At 61.8% G+C, this 21,788-nt stretch carries 16 protein-coding genes; 10 read left to right on the top strand and 6 right to left on the bottom strand.

The window, feature by feature from the left end; genetic code table 11:
- Positions 1 to 504 precede the first annotated feature (504 nt).
- Positions 505 to 2,325, top strand: coding sequence for a DEAD/DEAH box helicase (locus tag QM647_RS13340; RefSeq protein WP_414996024.1), 1,821 nt, complete (start codon positions 505 to 507; stop codon positions 2,323 to 2,325).
- Positions 2,326 to 2,473: 148 nt separating this feature from the next.
- Complete coding sequence (locus tag QM647_RS13335) at positions 2,474 to 4,441, top strand: M1 family metallopeptidase (RefSeq protein WP_414996023.1); 1,968 nt, start codon at positions 2,474 to 2,476, stop codon at positions 4,439 to 4,441.
- A 31-nt stretch (positions 4,442 to 4,472) separates the two neighbouring features.
- Here the strand turns inward: QM647_RS13335 and QM647_RS13330 are convergent, their stop codons facing one another.
- Both QM647_RS13330 and QM647_RS13325 read right to left on the bottom strand, forming a co-directional pair.
- The gene (locus tag QM647_RS13330) at positions 4,473 to 5,468 is read right to left on the bottom strand and encodes a PfkB family carbohydrate kinase (RefSeq protein ID WP_414996022.1); all 996 of its coding nucleotides are present in this window, start codon (positions 5,466 to 5,468) and stop codon (positions 4,473 to 4,475) included.
- A gap of 18 nt (positions 5,469 to 5,486) precedes the next feature.
- Positions 5,487 to 6,323 carry a 2-keto-4-pentenoate hydratase gene (locus QM647_RS13325; protein WP_414996021.1) on the bottom strand — a complete coding sequence of 279 codons (837 nt, stop codon included), beginning with the start codon at positions 6,321 to 6,323 and terminating at the stop codon, positions 5,487 to 5,489.
- 148 nt (positions 6,324 to 6,471) lie between these two features.
- On the opposite strand from QM647_RS13325, the gene QM647_RS13320 reads away from it, so the two are divergent.
- Positions 6,472 to 6,930 carry a carboxymuconolactone decarboxylase family protein gene (locus tag QM647_RS13320; protein ID WP_414996020.1) on the top strand — a complete coding sequence of 153 codons (459 nt, stop codon included), beginning with the start codon at positions 6,472 to 6,474 and terminating at the stop codon, positions 6,928 to 6,930.
- Between the two features lie 104 nt (positions 6,931 to 7,034).
- Positions 7,035 to 7,916, top strand: a complete 882-nt coding sequence (locus tag QM647_RS13315; RefSeq protein ID WP_414996019.1) for a sigma-70 family RNA polymerase sigma factor — start codon at positions 7,035 to 7,037, stop codon at positions 7,914 to 7,916.
- Here QM647_RS13315 and uxaC read toward each other — a convergent pair.
- Positions 7,913 to 9,325: a glucuronate isomerase gene (uxaC, locus tag QM647_RS13310; RefSeq protein WP_414996018.1), complete on the bottom strand. Its 1,413-nt coding sequence runs from the start codon at positions 9,323 to 9,325 to the stop codon at positions 7,913 to 7,915. The genes QM647_RS13315 and uxaC overlap by 4 nt on opposite strands.
- Before the next feature lie 91 nt (positions 9,326 to 9,416).
- Positions 9,417 to 10,496, bottom strand: coding sequence for a LacI family DNA-binding transcriptional regulator (locus tag QM647_RS13305; protein WP_414996017.1), 1,080 nt, complete (start codon positions 10,494 to 10,496; stop codon positions 9,417 to 9,419).
- Between the two features lie 138 nt (positions 10,497 to 10,634).
- Here QM647_RS13305 and QM647_RS13300 point away from each other — a divergent pair, with 138 nt between their 5' ends.
- The 5 genes from QM647_RS13300 to QM647_RS13280 all read left to right on the top strand — a co-directional run bounded on the left by QM647_RS13300 (position 10,635) and on the right by QM647_RS13280 (position 17,303).
- On the top strand, positions 10,635 to 12,143 hold the full coding sequence (locus tag QM647_RS13300; RefSeq protein WP_414996016.1) for a UxaA family hydrolase: 1,509 nt from the start codon (positions 10,635 to 10,637) through the stop codon (positions 12,141 to 12,143).
- Between the two features lie 2 nt (positions 12,144 to 12,145).
- Complete coding sequence (locus tag QM647_RS13295; RefSeq protein WP_414996015.1) at positions 12,146 to 13,573, top strand: mannitol dehydrogenase family protein; 1,428 nt, start codon at positions 12,146 to 12,148, stop codon at positions 13,571 to 13,573.
- 45 nt (positions 13,574 to 13,618) lie between these two features.
- Positions 13,619 to 14,188, top strand: coding sequence for a molybdenum cofactor biosynthesis protein B (gene moaB / locus QM647_RS13290; RefSeq protein ID WP_414996014.1), 570 nt, complete (start codon positions 13,619 to 13,621; stop codon positions 14,186 to 14,188).
- A complete protein-coding gene (glp, locus tag QM647_RS13285; RefSeq protein WP_414996013.1) occupies positions 14,185 to 15,402 on the top strand; it encodes a gephyrin-like molybdotransferase Glp in 1,218 nt (405 codons plus the stop codon). The genes moaB and glp overlap by 4 nt, the downstream gene beginning before the upstream one ends.
- A gap of 104 nt (positions 15,403 to 15,506) precedes the next feature.
- The gene (locus QM647_RS13280; protein ID WP_414996012.1) at positions 15,507 to 17,303 is read left to right on the top strand and encodes a bifunctional protein-serine/threonine kinase/phosphatase; all 1,797 of its coding nucleotides are present in this window, start codon (positions 15,507 to 15,509) and stop codon (positions 17,301 to 17,303) included.
- Here the strand turns inward: QM647_RS13280 and QM647_RS13275 are convergent, their stop codons facing one another.
- Both QM647_RS13275 and QM647_RS13270 read right to left on the bottom strand, forming a co-directional pair.
- Positions 17,304 to 17,789, bottom strand: a complete 486-nt coding sequence (locus QM647_RS13275; RefSeq protein ID WP_414996011.1) for a group I truncated hemoglobin — start codon at positions 17,787 to 17,789, stop codon at positions 17,304 to 17,306.
- 12 nt (positions 17,790 to 17,801) lie between these two features.
- Positions 17,802 to 18,680, bottom strand: coding sequence for a DUF3034 family protein (locus QM647_RS13270; protein ID WP_414996010.1), 879 nt, complete (start codon positions 18,678 to 18,680; stop codon positions 17,802 to 17,804).
- 272 nt (positions 18,681 to 18,952) lie between these two features.
- Here QM647_RS13270 and QM647_RS13265 point away from each other — a divergent pair, with 272 nt between their 5' ends.
- On the top strand, positions 18,953 to 21,607 hold the full coding sequence (locus QM647_RS13265) for a M1 family metallopeptidase (protein WP_414996009.1): 2,655 nt from the start codon (positions 18,953 to 18,955) through the stop codon (positions 21,605 to 21,607).
- The last annotated feature ends 181 nt before the right edge of the window (positions 21,608 to 21,788 follow it).

The following is a 21,788-nucleotide window of genomic DNA, read 5'->3' as shown; positions in this document are numbered from 1 at the left end:
CTTGAAACTGGTCCTTGAGCCCTGTCGTTCATTCACGCGACGACTTACAGGCTGTGTCGGGTAAGACTGTACGCCTCCAAGGTTTATAAAAAATGAGTAAGTGTCTTAAAGCGATGCGGCCATGCCGAAATTGTGTGGATATTATTTCGCATTGCAAAAGCCTGTAGCAAAATGCGACTTTTGCTACAGCTATTGACATTCGTCCGGTAAAAGGTCATTTACGCCGCTTCGCTTCTGCGAAAGCGTTTTTTTTGCGCTTTCGCTCATGAAGGCGCCGCCCGAATATCAGGGCGCTGGCCGCGTGAGGTATGCCTGTTACCCCAGGTACATACCGCCAGTAATAACAGGACGGCTTTGAGTCGTCTGCCATCTGTAAAATACCGAAGTCCGTGACACGCGAACGCTTCGACCCTCACACCCCGAATTGGCATGGGCCAGTTGCGGGTAAGGGCCGCTGCGAAGGCGTGTGCTTTCGTGATGCCCGAAGCATATGAAAGACACACGTTGACCAAACTGTTTTCCGATCTTGGCCTGTCCTCCACCCTGCTGATCCAGCTGGAAAAGGCCGGTTACACCACGCCGACACCGATCCAGGCCCAGGCCATCCCCATCCTGCTGAACGGCCATGACCTGCTCGGCATCGCCCAGACCGGCACCGGCAAGACCGCGGCCTTCGCCCTGCCGATCCTGCAAAAGGTGCTCTCCGAGCGCAAGATGCCCGTACCGAAGCAGACCCGTGTGCTCGTCCTGTCGCCGACCCGCGAACTGGCGTCGCAGATCGCCGAAAGCTTCCAGCAATATTCGCGCGGCACCGGCCTGCAGATCGCCACCATCTACGGCGGTTCGAAGTACGGCCCGCAATATAAGGCCCTGAATGGCGGCCTCGATATCCTCGTCGCCACGCCGGGCCGCCTGGTCGATCACATCGAACAGAAGACCGTCGATCTGTCGGCTGTTGAATTTTTCGTGCTCGATGAAGCCGACCAGATGCTCGACCTCGGCTTCGTCAAGCCGATCCGTCAGATCGCTTCGCGCATCAAGGGCAAGCGCCAGAACCTGTTCTTCTCGGCCACCATGCCGAAGGAAATCGGCATCCTGGCCTCCGAACTGCTGACCGAGCCGAAGAAGGTTGAGATCACGCCGGAAGCCACCACGGCCGAGCGCGTCGAGCAGACCGTCCTCTTCATCGAAGCCCAGCGCAAGCGCGCCCTGCTGACCGAGCTTTATGCCGAGGACGCCCTGAGCCGCACGCTCGTCTTCACCCGCACCAAGCGCTCGGCTGACAAGGTCGCCGCCTATCTCCAGGCCGGTGGCATCGAAGCCGCCGCCATCCACGGCGACAAGTCGCAGGGCCAGCGCGAGCGCGCGCTGCAAGCCTTCAAGGCCGGCAAGGTCCGCGCCCTGGTGGCCACCGATATCGCGGCGCGCGGTATCGATGTCGATGGCGTCACCCACGTCATCAATTACGAGCTGCCGAACGTATCTGAGGCCTATGTTCACCGCATCGGCCGTACCGCCCGCGCCGGCAAGAGCGGCATCTCGATCAGCTTCTGTTCGGATGACGAGCGCCGTATGCTGAAGGATATCGAGCGCATGACGCGCCAGCGTATCCCGTCCTATGACCGCCGCAAGGACCAGGCGCTGAAGCTGCTCGACGAGGCCATGCTGGCTTCGGGTGTGGCTGAAAAGCCGACCACGCCGGAACGCATCCCCGTCAAGAAGGAAGCGCGTCACTTTGATCCGGATGCGGAATTCGTGCACAAGCGCGGCCGTAACCGTCCGGGCCGGTCCAACTCGGAAAACAGCGTGCATGGCGAACGCAGCGAGCGCTCTTCCTTCGCCGACCGCAAGCACGGCAAGAAGAAAAAGGATTTCGGCCCGCGTCCGTCGGCCTATGATCCGATGTCGGCCGAACGTCCGGCCGTGCCGGCCGCCGATCAGATGTTCGAGAAGCGCTCGGAAAAGAAGCCTTTCGGCAAGAAGAAGCCGTTTAACCGTGACGGCAATCGCGGTGGCCCGCGTGGGGCCCAACACGGTGAACGTTCGGAACGCAGCTATGATCGTCCGCGTTCGGACTCACCCCGTGGTGAACGCACCCATGCCGAACGTCCGCGTGAATACACCGCGCGCGACGAGCGTGGGGATCGCCCGGCCAAGTCGGATTTCCGTCAGGATCGCAGTGACAAGCCGCGTCCGTCCAGCCGCAAGGACAATGCCAAGGCCGGCGCCTCCAAGGGCGCTTTCAAGCCGGCGAACCCGCATTACAGCGACGCTCCCAAGGCCCGCACCGAAGGCGCCCAGTTCAAGCGCCGCTCGCGTTCCTGATCTGAAAGTAAGCTATTGAATCCGCAGAGCCGCGTGTCACCCCGACACGCGGCTCTTGTTGTTTTTTCACGGTTGTGTGAAGAGAGGTTTTCCCGTTTAATAGAGGTGTGCCGATCAACGGCGCCATTTGCCTGAGGAATGCCGACCGATGCCCGCCCTTTCGAGGATTGCCAAAGCCGCGACAAAAAGATCGCTCGGTCTGCTCGCCTGCGTTATGGCGGCCCTCGCGCTTTCGACCGGTGTGATGATGACCGGATGCACCCCCAAGGATAACGAGGCCAATGCGCCCCAGGCCATGGTGGCCCGGACGGTGGACGATCATTCCTATGCCCGCCCGCAGGAAGCCCGCGTCAGCCATGTCGATCTCGATCTGACCGCCGATTTCAACCAGAAGATCCTCAAGGGCACGGCGACGCTGACGCTCGTCACCGAAGCCAATGCCAAGCAGGTTATCCTCGATACCCGTGCGCTCGATATCGAGTCCGTGACCGATGCCTCCGGCGCGCCGCTGAAATTCACCCTGGGCAAGGGCAATGACATGATGGGCAAGCCGCTCACCATCGAACTGCCGCAAGGGGCGCAGAAGGTGGTCGTCCATTACGCGACGACGAAGGACGGCAGCGCCCTGCAATGGCTCTCGCCCGAACAGACCGCCGGCAAGAAGCAGCCCTTCGTTTTCAGCCAGGGCGAGGAAATCCACACCCGCACCTGGATACCGACACAGGACAGCCCGGCCATCCGCCAGACCTACAGCGCGCGCATTGTCGTGCCGTCCAACCTGGTGGCGGTGATGAGCGCCGATCGCCTGACGCCCGAAGGCGAGAAGGTGCCCGGTCATGCCGCCCAGCGCGCCTTCCGCTTCGACATGAAGCATCCGATCGCGCCCTATCTCATTGCCATCGCGATCGGCGATATCGGCTTCAAGGCCGAGGGTTCACGCACCGGCGTCTATGCCGAAAAGGCCACCTTGACCGCCGCGGCCAATGAATTCACCGACATGCAATCCATGCTGGAAGCGGCCGAGCGCCTTTACGGCCCGTATCAGTGGGGCCGCTATGATGTGCTGGTCCTGCCGCCGTCCTTCCCCTTCGGCGGCCAGGAAAACCCGACCCTGACCTTCGCCACCCCCACCGTGATCGCCGGCGACAAGTCGCTGGTCTCGCTGGTGGCGCACGAACTGGCGCACTCCTGGTCCGGCAATCTGGTGACCAACGCCACGTGGGAAGATTTCTGGCTCAACGAAGGCTTCACCGTCTATTTCGAGAACCGGATCATGGAAGAGGTTTACGGCAAGGAGCGCGCCGAAATGCTGCGCGTGCTCGGCTGGCAGGACCTGCAGGGCACGATGAAGGATCTGACCGATCCGGCCAGCAAGACCGCCAATCCGGACTTCACCCGTCTGCATCCCGATCTAAAGGGCATCAACCCGGACGACTATTTCAGCGACGTGCCCTATGAGAAGGGCGCCGCCTTCTTGCGCATGCTGGAAGCGCATTTCGGCCGCAAGAAGCTGGATGCCTACCTCAAGGGCTATTTCACGCGCTATGCCTTCCAGAGTATGACGACGGATGCCTTCGTGGTCGATCTGCGCACGCACCTTCTGCACAATGATACGGACCTTGAGAAATCGCTCAAGATTCACCAGTGGCTCTATGACAAGGGCATGCCCGACAATGCGGTGATCCCGACCTCGACCCTGCTCGATGAGGTATCGGCGCAGGTGCTGGCCTTCACGGAAGGCACGCCGGCGAAGGACCTGAAGGTTGCCGATTACAGCTCGCCGCAATGGCAGTATTTCCTGACTCACCTGCCGGATACCCTGACGGTCGAGCAGATGGCGCAGCTCGATGACGCCTATGGCTTCTCGAAGACCCACAATTCGGAAATCCTGTTCGCCTGGCTGCAACTGGCCATCCAGCATCATTACCAGCCCGCCATGCCGGCCCTGCACGACTTCCTGACTTCGCAAGGTCGCCGCAAGTTCGTGCAGCCGTTGTTCAAGAGCCTGATGGCGCAGGACGGCTGGGGCGTGGAGATGGCCAAGAAGGTCTATGCGGAGGCGCGTCCGGGCTATCACGACATTACCCGCCGTACGGTGGATGACATCGTAAAGTAGCAAGGCCGCAGGCCCTGCACCCTTAAGTCAATCAGCGTTTTACGTCGAAGCCGTCATCGCTGAGGAAGGCGTCGAGATCGGCCGGTGTCGCCAGGCTGGCGTCACCCGGCTGGGCGTGTTTCAGGCAGGCGCAGGCAATGCCGTAATCGAGCGCCTTTTCATCATCCGCGCCGCTCAGCAGGCCGTGCATGACGCCGGCGGCAAAGGCGTCACCCCCGCCGATGCGATCGATGATCCGCTCGATATCGTGGGTGTCCGTTTCCAGCGAACCGTCACGCGTGTACATCAGCCCGGTCAGGCGGTTGTGATCGACATTGATCTGCTCGCGCCGGGTACAGACCAGCCGTTGCAGGTGCGGGAAGGTGGCGAAGGCATGGTCCGCCGCCTCGCGCTCGTCATTGAAGCGCTGTTTTGACACCAGTTCGATATCGCGGTAGCCGCCGAAGATCAGGTCGGCCTGGGCCATCAGTTGTGTGATATAGGCGGGCGCGTCGGCGCTCCATTCGGCCCACAGTTTGGGGCGGTAATTACAGTCGAACGACACCTTCACCCCGGCCTTGCGCGCGGCTGTCATGGCGGTGAGCGCCGCCGTCACACAGTTTTCGCCAAGCGCCGCCGTGACGCCGGAGACATGCAGCCAGCCGGCGCCTTTCAACAGTTTCGGCCAGTCGAGCGCGCTGAAATCGGCGCCGGCGAAGGCCGAACCGGCACGATCATAGACGATATCCGACGGGCGATGGATGGCGCCCGGCGTCAGGAAATAAAGCCCCATGCGTTGCGGCGCCCGGCTGACGGCCTGGGTATCGACGCCCCAGCGGCGCAGTTCGTTGATCGCCGCCTGGCCCAGGGCATTGTCCGCCACCACGCTGACCATGCGCGCCTGATGTCCCAACCGCGCCAGACCGACGGCGACATTAGCCTCGGCCCCGCCGACGACCGGTTGCAGGGGCGCAAGGGTTTCCAGTTGGTGGCCGCCGGTGACGGTCAGGCGGATCAGTAGTTCGCCGAAACAAACAAAAGAAGGCATGGAGGACGTTTCCTGTTTTTATGATATTTCTGGTGCGCCGGCTTTCAGCGCGATGGCTCTGAGGTCCAGCACGGCATCCAGCGCGCCGGAAAAGGTGACGGTGGCGTTCTGACCAGGCAGGATGCGATGCACGCCGGTGGTCTGGCCGGTGGAAATCAGCAGGCCACGCGTCAATGGGCGTCCGCGCTGGGCCAGATGGCCGGCCAGCCAAGCCAGGGCTTTCAATGGCCCGCCGGGCATGACGAACAGGCCGCCTTCGCCGACGGTTTCGCCATCGATCGCGGTCTTCGAGCGGAAGGTTTGCAGCACTTCGGGTGAGAGCGTGTGCGGCGTGGAGTCGGAATCGAGTTCCAGCAGGCGCGGCCCCAGCACGAGGCCGAAATTATTGCCGAAATCGGAAGCGGTCACCGCCGGACCCAGGGTATTGATCTGCGGAAAGGGCGAGCCCGCCATCTCGATGCCGACAAACATCGCATCGCACAGGCGCAGGGCCTCTTCTTCGCTGTATTCGGTCTTTTCCGGGTCGGCGTCATGGTCGATGCGCAGGATATATTCGGCTTCCACCGCGCCGAAACCGCCCTCGAAAACCGGCACATCGACAGGGCCGGTATAGTCCCGGAAAGCCGGTTTGAAGATCGGGCCGGCCAGCCGTTCGGTGCCCATTACCGCCTGAAAATCGGGATGCAGGCGGGCGATTTTCCAGCCGGCCAAGCCCTGATGCCATGAGTTGAGCGCCGCGTCCTGAATGGCGTAGGCGGCATTCATATCGGACGGCAGGTCGCCGGGATAATCGGGCAGGGCGGCGGCGGATTTACGCGCGGCGACAAAACGATCGGCGATGGAATTGTAAGGCATTGCGATGTCTTTCATTGTGGCCGCAAACCTAAAAGATACCGGTGTCCTGTTCAATTTAATTCCGGCTTCTGGCAATAATTTTGCCGGCAATGTCACAGAGGTGCGGGCTGGCTCGTCATACTTTCAAATCCAACCGAAGGAGACTGTTATGACGAACTTCAACCGCCTCAACCTCGCCGCCCTGGCCGCCGATGGCTATAATGGCATGGTCAGCGTCGAGACCTATCTGCACGGCGCGCTCGATCTGAAACTGCTTAGCCTGGTCAAGCTGCGCGTGTCGCAGATCAATGGCTGCGCCTTCTGCCTGCACATGCACTATGAGGAGGCGCTCAAGGCCGGCGATACGCCCGTCCGCCTGAACCTGCTGCCGGCCTGGGAAGAGTCGCGCATGTTCACCGAAAAGGAACGCGCGGCCCTGCTGTGGGCGGAAAGCCTGACCCATATCGACGTTGACCGCGCCGAGGACGAGACCTATGCCGAGGTCAAGGCGCAGTTCAGCGACAAGGAAATGGCCGATCTGACCCTGGCTGTGGCGATGATCAATGCCTGGAACCGCCTCGCTATCTCGATGCGTTTTCTCCATGCCAATGATAAGCCGGCAGCTTGATATTTAGAGGTCCACAGATAAGCCAGATAAGCGCAGATAAGATTATCCGTGACCCATCTGTGCTTATCTGGCTTATCTGTGGATCAAGCCTTACTGAGATCAGCATGATCCCGAAATCCGATATCCAGTGGTTTGAAGACGAGCGCCGCTACCTGCAGGGCGTGGCTTACCGGATGCTGGGCACGGTGAGCGAGGCGGAGGATGCGGTGCAGGATGCCTTTCTGCGCGTGCGCGACACGGAACCTGACACCATTGACAACAGGCGCGCTTACCTGACCCGCATCGTGACGCGCCTCTGTCTCGATATCCTGAAATCGGCGCACAAAAAGCGCGTCGATTACGTCGGGCCGTGGCTGCCGGAACCCCTGCACGATATCAGCGACTTCACCGGCTCGCCGGCGGTGGCCACCGAACTGGCCGATGATCTGTCCATTGGTCTGCTCTATGCGCTTGAACGCCTGACCCCGCTGGAACGCGCCAGTTTCCTGCTGCACGATGTCTTCGATGTCGGCTATGACGAGATCGCCCGGACACTGGAGCGCTCGGAAGACAGTTGCCGGCAACTGGCCGCCCGTGCCCGTCAGCATGTCCGGGCGTCGCGGCCGCGTTTCAAGGTGACGCCGGATGACGAGCGCCGTTATCTCGAAGCCTTTGTGGTCGCTTCGCAGAAAGGCGATATGGCGGCGCTGGAAGCCCTGCTGGCCGATGATGTGAAGCTCTACAGCGACGGTGGCGGCAAGATATCGGCGGCGATCAATATTCTCGACGGCAAACGGCGGGTCGGCGCCTTCATGGCCGGTATTTACCAGAAATTCCGCAACCATACCGAACGGGTGCTGCGCTATGAGCGCGTCAATGGCGTCATGTCATTGCTGACCACGCACACCGATGATTACACCGATGTGCTGAGCGTCGAGATCAGCGAGGGGCGGATCACCGCCATATGGTTTCAGCGCAATCCGGACAAGCTGACGCGCTTTAATTAAAGCTTATACGCCGCTTTCGGCAGGTTGTAGGTCAGGTCCTGGATGACCTGGACGGCATCCTCGATCGGTAGTCGATGTTCGGCCACCAGACGCGCCAGGAAGGTGGAATCGATGCGGCGGGCGACGTCGTGGCGCGCCGGGATCGACAGGAAGGCGCGGGTATCGTCATTGAAGCCGACCGTATTGTAGAAGCCGGCCGTCTCGGTCACCTGCTCGCGGAAGCGCATCATGCCTTCCGGGCTGTCATGGAACCACCAGGAGGGACCGAGCTTGAGGATCGGGTAGTGACCGGCCAGCGGCGCCAGTTCGCGGGCATAGCTGGTTTCATCGAGCGTAAACAGAATGACGGTCAGGTTCTTTTCGTTGCCGAACGCATCCAGCAGCGGCTTGAGCGCATGGACATAACCGGTCGGCAGGGGGATATCGGCGCCCTTGTCGCGGCCGTATTTGTCGAAAATCTGCTTGTTGTGATTGCGGAAGCTGCCGGGATGGATCTGCATGGTCAGGCCGTCATCGAGCGACATGCGCGCCATCTCGGTCAGCATCTGAGCGCGGAACAGCTCTGCATCGGCCGTGGAAACCTCTTTAGCCAGGACACGCGCGAACAGGGCTTCGCTTTCCGCGGCTGACAGATTGGCGGTCTGGGCCGTTGGGTGGCCGTGATCGGTCGAGGTGGCGCCGTAGGACATGAAGACGTCGCGACGCTTGCGGTGAGCGGCGAGATAGCCTTTCCAGCTATGGACGTCCTCACCGGTCAGGTCAGCGAAGAGAGCCAGCTTGTCGTGGAAATCCTCATGCTCCGGATCGATGACCGGATCGGGACGATAGGCGGTGACGACGCGGCCTTTCCAGCCATCGTCCTTCATTTTCTGATGGTGCTCCAGCGTATCCGTCGGGCCTTCGGTGGTGGCGAGAAGCTCGATATTGAAGCGTTCGAACAGGGCGCGCGGACGGTAGGCCGCCGAGGCCAGCAATTCGCCGATACGGTCGAAGTAAAAATCGGCGGTGCTTTCATCCAGCGCCACCTCGAAGCCCATGATTTCGCCGAAGACATGCGACATCCACATGTAAGAAGGCGTGCCCCGAAACAGGTGCTGGTTGGCGGCATAGATGCGCCAGGCCGTGCGGGCGTCGGCATCGGAAGGACCGGCCTTTGAGCCAACCCCGACCGCATCCATGTCGATGCCCTGGCTGTACAGCATGCGGTAGATGTAATGGTCCGGCGCCAGGAAAAGGGCGGTGGCGTTCTCGAAGGGCTGGTTGCCGGCAAACCACGATGGATCGGTATGGCCATGCGGCGACAGGATCGGCAAGGACTTCACGCTGGCATAGAGGTCGCGGGCAATGGCGCGCTGGGTGGGATCGCTGGAAAACAGACGATCGGCGTGAAGGGAAAGCGGTTTGGACATGGATTGGCTCTGATCGACCCTGTAGAGGCAGTATTTCGTCTTAGGTAACCGGTGTCATAAGGTTTGACAACCCGGTTTATGCGCAAAATTATCAAACCTGGCTGGTCGATTCCCGGATGACGAGGGCGGATTCGAAAATGATGGCGTCCTTGCGGTCGTCCGCCTCTGTCAGAAGCGTCATGGCGGCGGCTTTGGCCATGTCACGGCTCGGCAGGTTGACCGTGGTGAGCGGTGGCGAGACACGCAGCGCCATGGGGCTGTCGTCATAGCCGCAGATGCTCAGGTCGGCGGGAATACGCAGGCCCAGTTCGAACGCCGCCTTGTAGGCGCCGATGGCCATTTCGTCGTTGCAGGCGAAAAGTGCAGTTGGCCGGTTGGGGCGGTTGAGGATTTTCAATGCCGCGGCGTGGCCGGATTCGAAGGTATAGGCGCCCTGAGCTTCCAGTTCCCAGTCGATATCGAGCCCATGCGCCTGCAGACCCTCGCGAAAGCCGGCGCGACGTTCGATGGCCGAGACATAACCCTCCGGCCCGGCGATAAAGCCGATCTGTGTGTGGCCAAGGCCGGCCAGGTGTTCGCCGGCAGCGCGGCAGCCGATGCGTTCTTTCGAGAGCACGGCATGGCCGGCCCTGAGGCCGCGCGACGCGCTGTCGGGCTGCACGGCAGAAACGCGGACGTAATCCACGTCCAGTTCTTCCAGCAGGGCCAGCAGGCGCTTGTCCTCCGAGATCGGTGGCAGGATGATCACGCCGGCCAGGCGCTGCAATTCGATAAAGTCGCGGATATCCTCGATGAAGCGGTCGCTGCGCCGGTCGCATGGGTGAACCACCAGTTCGGTGCCGGAGCCGCGCAGGGCATCGAGCGCGCCCATCTGCATGTTGACGATATATTGCGCGTTCGGATTGTCATAGATCAGTCCGATCAGGAAGGCGCGGCGGAAGGCCAGGCCGCGCGCCTGCGGATCGGGCCGGAAGCCAATGCGTTCGATGATGGCGTTGACGCTGTCGCGAGTCTCTGCGCGCACGCTGGGCGATTTGTTGATGACGCGCGAGACTGTCTTTTTCGATACGCGCGCCAGTCGCGCCACATCGTTGATCGTCGCCTTCTTGCGGCGCTGGATGAATTCGTCGACAGAGTCTTTTGGAGCGTCTTTTGGCGTTTCTGTGGGCATGGACGGGGCCTGATCGTCTTATTGTCTTATCGGTAGCGGGCTTCGTGCCGGCTGAACAGTTATTTTCTTGAAATGGTCGCGTCATGCGTTTATGACACCGGTATCATAGCTTGTAAAACATGTCCTGGGAGTAGTTAAATGGCGGATGATCCGGCCGTCCTGTCGGTGCCCTGGCTGCGGGTCAGCCGCAGCGATTCGGTCGCGGTGGCCCTGCAGGACCTGGCGGCGGGGTATGGTCTGGTCGTCGACGGTCGCGAGATCGTCCTGCACAGCGATGTGCCGAAGGGGCACAAGATCGCCCTGAAGGCTATCCGGGCGGGAGATGAGGTTTTCAAGCTTGGCTTCAGCATAGGTCGCGCCTCACAGGAGATCGCCGCCGGAGATCATGTGCATGCGCACAATCTGGTCACGGCCCTGAGCGGATTGGAAGCCTATCACTATCAGCCGGCGCCGGTCGCCCTGCCGGAAAAGCCGGCCGAAGGGACGTTCCAGGGGTATCGTCGTCAGGATGGCCAGATCGGTATCCGCAATGAGATCTGGATATTGTGCACGGTCGGCTGTGTGGCGAAGACTGCCGAGCGACTGGCGCGCAAGGCCTCGGAACGGTTCGCGGGGCGGATCGACGGGGTGTATGCCCTCACTCATCCGCTCGGTTGTTCGCAACTGGGCGACGACCTGGATCATACCCGCAAGCTGCTGGCCTCCCTGGCCATGCACCCCAATGCCGGTGGCGTGCTGATCGTCGGCCTGGGCTGCGAGAACAATCAGCTGTCCGCCCTGATCAGGGAGATCGACCGTCCTGCCGAACGCCTGAAATATTTCGCCGCCCAGATGGTCGAGGACGAGCACGAGGCCGGTCTGGAAGCGCTGGAGGCACTGGTCGCGGAAATCGAAAAGGATCGGCGGGAAACCTGCTTCATCCGTGATCTGACAATCGGCGTCAAGTGCGGGGGATCGGATGGGTTTTCCGGTCTGACCGCCAATCCGCTGGTGGGGTTGATCGCCGATCGCGTCGCCTTCGCCGGGGGCAAGGCGATCATGACGGAGATACCGGAAGTCTTCGGTGCCGAACGCGGCCTGATGAACCGGGCGAAGGACGAACGGGTTTTCCAGGCGGCCGTAGATGTTGTCAATGATTTCAAGAGCTATTTTATCGATCACAATCAGCCGGTTTTCGAAAATCCTTCGCCGGGCAACAAGGCGGGTGGCATCACCACGCTGGAGGAAAAGTCGCTCGGCGCCGTGCAGAAGGGCGGGCATAGCCCCCTGAATGACGTCCTGCGTTATGGCGAGCGCGCCCATGAAACCGGTCTCTCCCTACTCGAAGCACCGGGCAATGACGCGGTATCTTCCACGGCCCTGACGGCGGCGGGGGCGGTGATCGTGTTGTTCACGACCGGCCGGGGTACGCCGCTGGGCTTTCCGGCGCCGACGCTCAAGATTGCTTCCAATTCTGGTCTGGCGCAAAGAAAGCCGCGCTGGATTGACTTCGATGCCGGTCAGGTGCTGAACGGCCCGGAAGGTCTGGACGTCGCCGCCGACAATCTGATGGACCTGATCCTGAAAACCGCTTCGGGCCGGCCGGCCTGCAATGAAACAAACGATGAGCGCGAGATCGCCATCTGGAAAAATGGGGTAACGCTCTGACCATGCTGTCCTTGACTACGCTTTCCACCGCAAAGGCTGAAAAACCTGCTTATGATCCGGCCTCGCTTGAGATCGGTGTGGTCCATTTCGGGCCGGGCGCTTTTCATCGCGCCCATCAGGCGGCCTATTTCGATGCCCTGGCGGCGAAGGACAAGCGCTGGGGCATTTGCGGCGTGTCGTTGCATTCGGCGGGCGTGCGCGATGCCCTGAAACCGCAGGATGGCCTCTATACCCTGGCCGTGCTCGATGAAGAGATCAGCTACCGGATTATCGGCTCGATGCGTGAGGTGCTGGTCGGACCGGAAGACATCGAAGCCGTGTTTGAGCGCCTGCTGCGGCCGTCGGTCGAAATCGTCACCTCGACGGTTACCGAGAAAGGCTATTGCCTGGCGCCAGACTTTTCGCTCGATCTTCAGCACCCGGACATTCTCCATGACCTGGCCAATCCGCAGACGCCGAAATCCTTTATCGGCTACGTGGCGGAAGCCCTGCGCCGCCGCCGGGCGGCTGGTCTGAAGCCATTCGTGCTGATCCCATGCGACAACCTGCCGAAGAACGGTCAGCGCCTGAAGGAAGCCGTTACGGTGTTTGCCGGCCAGAACGACCACGATCTGGCCAAATGGGTTCACGATACTCTGCAATGCCCGTCCACGATGGTCGATTCCATCACCCCGGCCACCGACGACGCCTTGCGGACGCGCGTGGCTGAGGTGACGGGTATGGCAGATGCCTGGCCGATCCAGCGTGAGGCCTTCACCCAGTGGGTGATCGAAAAGCACACGCATGAAAACGGCCCTGACTGGCAGAGCGTCGGCGTCACCCTGACCGATAATGTGCCCGCCTATGAGCGCGCCAAGCTGCGTCTGCTCAATGGCCCGCATTCGACCCTGGCCTATCTCGGCCTGCATCGCGGCTACGAGAGTGTCTCCGAAGCCATGAAGGATGTTGAACTGGCGGATACGGTCCGCAGGCTGATGATGGAAGATGTGGTGCCCTTGCTGGAAGCGCCGGAAGGACTTGATCTCGTCGCCTATTGCGAGGATATCCTCAAGCGCTTCCGCAATCCCGCCATCGTCCATAAACTGGCCCAGATCGCCTGGGACGGCTCGCAGAAGCTGCCGATCCGTATCCTGAGCAGTTTGGGTGAAGCGCTCGATCGCGGTCAGGATATCCGCCGCCTCTGCCTGCCTCTGGCGGCGTGGATGCGGTTCGTGCGCAAGAAGGCGGTTTCGGGTGACGCCATCACCGATCCGCTGGCCGCTGAACTGATCGCCATCGGCAAGGCGTGCGATGATATGCCGGCGGATGTGGGCCGCTTTCTGGCCTTGCGCGCCGTCTTCGCCGAAGATCTGGCGGGCGATGTCACGGTCAGGGGCGGAATCGAGGGCGCCTATGCCGAACTGCTCAGCCGCGAAGGCCTTTTCGCTTGAGATGATCGCACGGCCGGCCTAAACGGAAGAAAAACGGAGGCCGGCATGAGCGAGATAACGGAAACGGATAGGGCATTTCTGGGCGGTGGTCGCATCGACGAGCACAGGCCATTCCGGCCGGTCAGCCTGGCCGTTCTCACGGTTTCGGACACGCGCGACGAGGAAAGCGACACCTCCGGCGATGTGCTGGCCAAACGCATCGAAGCCGCCGGTCACAGCCTGGCCCGCCGCGCCATCGTGCGTGACGATATCGACGCCATCCGCGCCAAGGTCATGGGCTGGATCAAGACCGGAGAGATCGACGCCATCGTGACGACCGGCGGTACTGGAATTACCGGCCGCGACGTTACGCCGGAAGCGATCGAGCCGCTGCTGCACAAGCGCATCGACGGCTTTTCGACTATTTTCCACATGCTCAGCTACCAGACGGTCGGCCTCTCCACCCTGCAATCGCGGGCGCTGGCGGGGATCATCGACGGTGTGTTCATCTTCTGCCTGCCGGGTTCGAATGGCGCGGTCAAGGATGGCTGGGACAAGGTGATCCGCTGGCAGCTCGATAGCCGCCACGGGCCGTGCAACATGGTTGAGCTGATGCCGAGGCTGAAAGAGAAATGAAAAACGTTCCGGTCGAGACGGCACTGGCCGCAGTCAGGAAGGGCGCGCTGCTGCCGGGCGTGGAATCGGTCTCCCTCGCCAAGGCGATGGGCCGTGTTCTGGCCGCGCCGATCGTGGCCGGGCGCGACCAGCCACCTTTCAATGCCTCGGCCATGGATGGCTATGCTGTGCGCAGGGAGTCGCTGAAACCGAAGGCCAAAACCATCACCCTGCAGGTCATCGGTGAAAGCTCGGCCGGTAGGGCTTATACGGGCGAGGTCCAGGTAGGGGAGGCTGTCCGCATCTTTACCGGCGCGCCAGTGCCTGCCGATTGCGATGCCGTCATCATCCAGGAAAACGTCGTGCGGACAGACGCAGTGATCGAAATCCTGCCGGAAGGACGCGCGCCGGGCGGCAGCCATATCCGCGCCGCCGGCCAGGATTTCAAAGCCGGCGATGTCCTGCTGGAGCCGGGGGCGCGGCTCGATCCGTGGCGGTTGTCGCTGATCGCCGCAGCGGGGCTCGATACCGTGCCGGTGCGCCACCGGCCGGAGATCGCGGTCCTGTGCACCGGCGACGAACTGGTCCTGCCAGGCAAAAAGCCGAAGCCTGACCAGATCTATGAATCCGCTTCGCATGCCTTGATGGCCCTGATCAAACAATGGGGTGGCAAGGCCAGCTATCTCGGCGTGGAGGGCGACGACGCCAAAAGCCTGCACAAGGCGCTGAAAAACGTGAAGGCTGACCTGATCGTCACGGTCGGCGGCGCCAGTGTCGGCGATTATGACCTGGTGCGGCCGGCGCTGGAAAAGCTGGGCCTGCAGCGCGATTTCGCCAGCGTGGCGGTCAAGCCCGGCAAGCCGACCAGCTTCGGCCGGCTGGCCAGCGGCATGCGCGCCCTGAGCCTGCCCGGCAATCCGGCCTCGGCCTTCGTGACGGCGCAACTGTTCCTGAAGACATGGATCGAGGCGTCTCTGGGCATGGCGGAAACCAGCCCCTTTATCACGGCGGTGACGCAAGGGCCGTTATCGGCCGCCGGCCCGCGTGAATCCTATCTGCGCGCCAAGCTCAGCAGCTCCCTGCAGGGGCAATTGCAGGTGGCGGCGTTTGACGATCAGGATTCCTCGCTCGTCAGCGTGTTTGCCCGCGCCGATGCCTTGATCCGCCTGCCGGCCAATGCCCTGCCGCAGAACGCCGGATCGCGTGTCGAGGTTTTGCCGCTCGACAGGCTGTAGTCTCTGTCCCCCGATATCGGGGGGAGTTCCATAAAAGTCACGCCGGAAGGGCGAAATACAACCGCCCTCTGGACGAACGCCGTTCGGTCCTGCACACATACCGCATGACCCCGCCACCGACCAATTCCGCCGCCTCCCGGCTCGACATCGCCACCGGCTTCGCCAGCGATATCGGCAAGCGCGACGAGAACCAGGATTTCGCCGCCCTCTATCTCGATGAGGGCGAACGGCACCATGGCGCCGTGGCGGCCCTGGCCGATGGCGTTGGTGGCCGCAAGGGCGGGCGCGTGGCAGCCGAGCTGTCGGTGCGCACCTTCATCGACGATTATCTCGGCCAGTCGGAATTGCTTTCCCCGCGCAAGACAGCAGCGCGGGCGCTGGAAAGCATCAATTACTGGCTGTTCCGCGAAGGCCAGAAGAACGAAAACCTGAAGGGCATGTGCGCCGCCTTTACCGGCATCGTCATCAAAGGACGCCGGCTGCACAGTTTCCATGCCGGCGATACGCGGCTTTACCGCCTGCGCGCCGGCCAGCTCGAACTGCTGACCCAGGACCACAAGCCCGAAGGCGGCGAGGACAGTTCCTTCATCACCCGTGCGGTCGGGGCCGAGGAATCGATCCGTATCGATTACGGCGCGCACGATATCTTCCCGCATGACCGGCTGATGCTGTGCTCGGATGGCGTCCACGGCTTCATCAGCCAGGCCCTGATCCTGTCCCTGCTCGATGGCCGCACCTCACCGGAAGAAACGGCCCAGCGCCTGGTCAGCACCGCTTTGGCGCACGGTGGTGACGACAATGCCACGGCCCTGGTGATCGATGTCATCGATTTGCCGCCGGCCACGATCGAAGACCTGAACCTGGCCATCGCCAGACTGCCGATCATCGAGCCGCCGCATGTCGGCGAGACCATCGACGGCTTCAAGCTGGAACGCCAGCTGGCGGACGGCATCTACAGCCGCGTCTTCCGGGCGCGTGACCTGCGCGAGTTCCGCACCGGCATCAGCCCGTTCGTGGTGCTGAAATTCCCCAAGCCCCATACCATCGGCTCGGAAACCTCGGCGCGCTCGGCCTTCATGCGTGAGGCCTGGGTGGCCAGCCGCGTGCAGCACATGTGGATCGGCTCGGTGCTCGATATCGCGCCCGGTCGCCAGACCTGTCTCTATGTCGCCCAGCCCTTCTATACCGGCGAAACCCTTGAACACCGCCTGTCGCGTGCGCCGAAGATCCCTCTGCGCGAAGGCGTGGACATCGCCACCAAGCTGGCCAAGGCGCTGGGCTCGCTGCACCGCGCCGGCATCATCCATCGCGACGTCAAGCCGGAGAATATCATCCTGATGGCGGATGGTGGTTTCAAGCTGGTCGATCTCGGCGTAGCGCGCATTCCCGGCATCGACAAGGACAGCCTGTTCGTGCCCGGCACACCAAGTTACAAGGCGCCGGAGTTATTTGAGGGGCAGCCGGGGGATGAGCGTTCGGATATCTTTGCCATGGGGGTGACGCTCTATCGCATGTTCACCGGCGGGGCCTATCCTTTCGGTGAGATCGAAACCGGTCAGACGCCGAAATTCAACAAGCCGGAGCGTCTGACCGCCCGCCGCGCCGACCTGCCGGCCTGGCTCGACAGCGTCATCTTCCAGGCTCTGGCGCCCAATCCGGCGGACCGTTTCCAGGACGGTTTTGAAATGGCCTTCAAGCTGGAAACCGGCTCGCATGGCGCGGAGCCGGATTTCTTTCGCACCCATTCGTGGCTGGCGCGCAACCAGGTCCATATCTGGCAAGGCATCAGTCTGGTTCTGGCGATCTGCCTGGCCATATCGGTCGCCACGGCGAAGACGGGCATCGAGGTGCCGTCATGGGCGAAGGACGTGCTGGCGAAGGCCGCCAAACCCTTCGGCTGATCAGGGTTCTGATATAACGTCGCGATGCTGCGGGGCCAGCGCGGCCAGCAGCTTGTTTTGTGCGGCGAATGGAATACGATTTTTGTTCATGGCCAGTTGCAGGTCCTCGACCAGCGCCAGGAAGTCTTCCTTGTGGACACCCAGCTTGGCATGGACCTCTTTCATGTCCTTGCCGGTATAGGTGCAGCCGCCGCCCAGGATCTGGCAGAATTGCGAAACCAGTTCGACTTTCACGTGGGTCTGGTCGACTGCGACGAAGAAGTCTTTCGTACGCGGATCGGCCAGCAGGATGACCATGAAGTCATCCATCAGCTTCACCAGGCCCTCATTGCCGCCGAATTCGGCGTAGAGCCTGCCATCGGGTGAAATGACAGGCGCCGTTGGCGCGCTGATCGCGCCGGGTGATGCCGGTGAAACCTCCTGTGCAAGGGCCGGCGTGCTGGCCAGTAAGGCAAGGGAGAACACGGCATATTTGAGAGAGTTCATGTCGTTTGCTCCTTAAAAGCCGACCTGCAGCGAGGCATAGAGTCCGGACTGACGGCGTGTGACGATATTGCCGAGATCGGCATAGGCGAGGGTGGCGGAGAGATGCTTGCTGACCGCATAGGCCAGGAAGGCATCCACTGCCGCACCTTCCTTGGCGACCGCCAGATTATCGGGTTTGGTGCGCACCTCGGCGCCTATGGCCAGTTTGCGATTGATCAGATAAGCGACGGAGCCTTCGAATTGCAGGTGGTAGTCATCGTCGATGCCGCCATAACCCAGAATGCCGAACTGGTTCGCCTTCGTGGCGCGCAGGGTGGCGTTCAGCAAAAGGCCACGCGACAGAAAGAGTTTTGTGGCGCTGACATAATAGTCGGTGCCGCTGTCTTCGCGTGCGCCCAGCGCCTTGACCAACGCGCCGTTCCGGTTCGTCTTGAATTGCGCGCCGACAGCGATCTGGGGCAGCCAGCTATCCTGTTCCAGCACTGCGTCCCCCAGCACCTTCACCTTCACGCCGAGGGTGTCCTGCGAAATTGTGTAGCCGTCACCCAGGCCCAGCGCACCGCCAATCTTTTGCAGGTCGAAATCCTGCCGGGCATACGAGACCTCGACGCGGTCGTGAATGCCGACCAGTGCGCCATAGGACGTCACCCGGTAATCCTGCGTAGCGACATTGGTGTAATAGATGTTGCCGCCGGTCTGGTTCTGTGAACCGTAACCGCCGATCACCGCCCAGGGGGTGAGGCCGCCACCGGCGGATCCTTCGACCTGAGACACCCCGCCGGTCAGGAGCAGCTTGGCGCTGGTATAGGTGAAGATCGATTCTGCGCGGGCGGTGGATGCGCCGGTAAGCAGAGAAAGCGCCAGCAAGGCGCCGAGGAGAGAAGGTTTCAAAACAGGTCCTTGCGTCTTTTCGGGGCAATCAAGGTAGAGCAATTTGCCCATTCAGCCCGAACATGCTTAAACCTTGGTTGCGTTTTTGAAGAAAACTGACGGTGGCGATACATTGCGGCCTTTATGTCACGCCTGCCGATTGCGCATTACAAAAACTTAATGTGCGCAGCCTAATGGCCGTGCTAGCAAATCGACTGGTTTCAATTTTTATCACTATGCCGCAATCCGGGCCGCCTAGCCCCTGCGGTGTTTCTGCCTGACCCGGAGTTTTCATGCGCGCACTTTGCCTGGCCGCGGGCCTTTTGCTGGCCACGACCGCCTTCACCCCTGTCGCTTTTGCGGCCCCTGATGTCGCCATTGTCGCCGACGCCAATGCGCCGAAGGGCAAGTTGCCCGATGCTGCCACGCCGCTGTCCTACAAGCTCAACCTGACCATCGTCCCTTCGAAGCCGCGCTTTTCCGGCCATGTCGAGATCGACGTCAATGTGAAGGCCGAAACCAAGTCGCTCTATCTGCATGGCCGCGACCTGAAGGTCTCGAAGGTCGTCGCCATGGTGGCTGGCAAGCCGGTTTCCGCCAAATATACCCAGGTCGATGATCTCGGCGTCGCCCGCCTCGATTTTGCCAAGGCCATTCCGGCCGGGCCTGTCACCCTGGTCTTCGACTATGACGCCCCCTTCACCAATGATGCGGCGGGGCTTTACCGGGTGCAGGTCGGCGGCGACTGGTATGTCTGGTCGCAGTTTGAATCGATCGACGCCCGCGGCGCCTTCCCCTCGTTCGATGAGCCGGGCTTCAAGACGCCGTTCCGCGTGCAGATCACCACGCAAGACGGCCTGGTGGCTCTGACCAATTCACCGCAGGACGGCACGACCGCCGAAGGCAAGATGGTCACCCACATGTATATCCCGACCCAGAAGCTGCCGACCTATCTGGTCGCCTTCGCCGTCGGGCCGTTCGCCGTGGCCGAAGGCGTGGCGCCGCCTAACCAGTACCGCAACTATCCGCTGCCGATCCGCATCGTTGCCACCAAGCCGAATGCGGACAAGCTGAAATATGCGCTCGACGAAACGCCGTCGATCGTCTCGCACCTCGAAAACTATTTCGGCCAGGCCTTCCCCTTCCCGAAGCTGGACCAGGTCGCTTCGCCGATCATGCCGGGCGCCATGGAAAACGCCGGCATCGATATCTATGGCGACAATATCCTGCTGCTTGACGCCAATGCACCGACCACTCAGAAGCAGGAGTTCGGCATGGTGGTGGCCCACGAACTGTCGCACCAGTGGTTCGGCGATTATGTCACCCCCGCCTGGTGGGACGATATCTGGCTCAATGAGAGCTTCGCCAACTGGATGGGCTATCGCATCGGCAACGAATGGCGCCCGGAACTGAACATCGGTGTCGGCGCGGTTGACGAAGGCTTTGGGGCGATGAATACCGATGCGCTGAAGGTCGGCCGGCCGATCCACCAGCCGATCACCGACAATGGCGACATCGATTCCGCCTTCGACGGCATCACCTATGGCAAGGGCGGTCAGGTCGTTTCGATGATCGCAGGCTATCTGGGTGACGAGCGTTTCAAGGCCGGCGTGCGCCTGCACATGTCACGTCACCCTTACGGCAACGCCACGTCCGACGATTTCTTCGGCGCCCTGGCCGATGCCGCGCAGAATCCGGCCGTACTCGATTCGATGAAAAGCTTCGTCAATCAGCAGGGTTTCCCGGTGGTGGAATTCAGCCACCAGGGCGGCTGGTTGGTGGCCACCCAGTCGCGCTATGCCCGCCTCGGCACCACGCTCGATCCGCAGACCTGGACCATTCCGCTCTGTATCCGTCGTGATGCCGATACCAGCTGCTATATGCTGAAGGACCAGCAGGGCAATCTCGGTGTCGATCAACCCGGCGCCTTCATGCCCAATGCCGGTGGCACGGGCTATTACCGCTTCAGCCTGCCGGTAGAGGACTGGGATGCTCTGATCGCCACCGGCGACAAGCTCTCCGGCGCCGAGGGGCTGGCCGCCATCGACAGCCTGTGGGGCCAGTTCTATGCCGGCAAGCTGCCGGCCGCCGAACTGGTCAAGGCGGCGAAGGTCATGGTCAACAATAAGGATTCCAACGTCGCGGTCGGCGGCGGGGAGAGCCTGGCGGGCCTGTATAATCGCGGCATCATCGGTGAGGCCTCGACGGCCGATTATCGCCGGGTGATGAGCGACATCTACCTGCCGCGCCTGAAGGCGCTCGGCTTCGACCCGAAGGCCGGCGCCTATGCCAGCGAAGACCCCGATACCTCCAAGCTGCGCCAGAGCCTGGTGGGGCTGGTGGCCGGTGATGCCCACGATACCGCCATCCGCCAGCAGTTGGCGGACGCCGCCAAGGCCTATCTGGCCGGTAATGCCCAGGCGCTGGATCCAGCCTATCGCGGCCGGGCGCTGGCCATCTATGTCGAAGAAGGCGGCCTGCCGGCGGCCAAGGACATGTTCGAGCGTGTCATGACCACGCATGACGAGGCCTTCCGCTCTTCGGGCCTGCGTGCGGTCACGGCGGGCGCCAAGCCGGAAACGGCGACCTGGCTGCTGGCCAGCCTCAATGACACGCGCCTGCGCGTGCCGGACAAGACGGGCCTGCTCGGCGGGCTGATGATGAGCAAGGACACGCGCGACCTGACCTATGACTGGCTGAAGGCCAATTATGACAGCGTGGCGGCCAGCGCCGGCATCTTCTCGACTGGCCGCATCGCGGCTCTGCCGGGTGTTTTCTGCTCGGCGTCGAAGGCGGATGAGGTCGAAAAGATCATGGGGCCGAAGGTCGCTGCTTCCAATCGCGGCGAACTGCCGTTCAAGCGTATGCTGGAAGGCATGCGCACCTGTAGCGTGCTGAAAGACGCCAAGTCCGACGATGTCGCCAGTGCGCTGAAGACCGCGCAATAGGTATCTAGCCCTTGCGAACGCAAAACCCTCCGGTGCCCGCCGGAGGGTTTTTTTATTGCCGCGCGCCATGAAAAATACCGCTGTCAGGGATGGCCGCTTGCCGGAATGGCAACCCTGTGCCATTTCTTATTTCAAAGAGACGAAAGTCCTCGCCCGGTCACCGGGCGCATAATGACAGCAA

This window comes from Asticcacaulis sp. (genome assembly GCF_047605585.1).
Lineage (GTDB): Bacteria > Pseudomonadota > Alphaproteobacteria > Caulobacterales > Caulobacteraceae > Asticcacaulis.
Note: the sequence above shows the minus strand (reverse complement) of the source record. Positions and strands in the feature narration are given on the sequence as shown.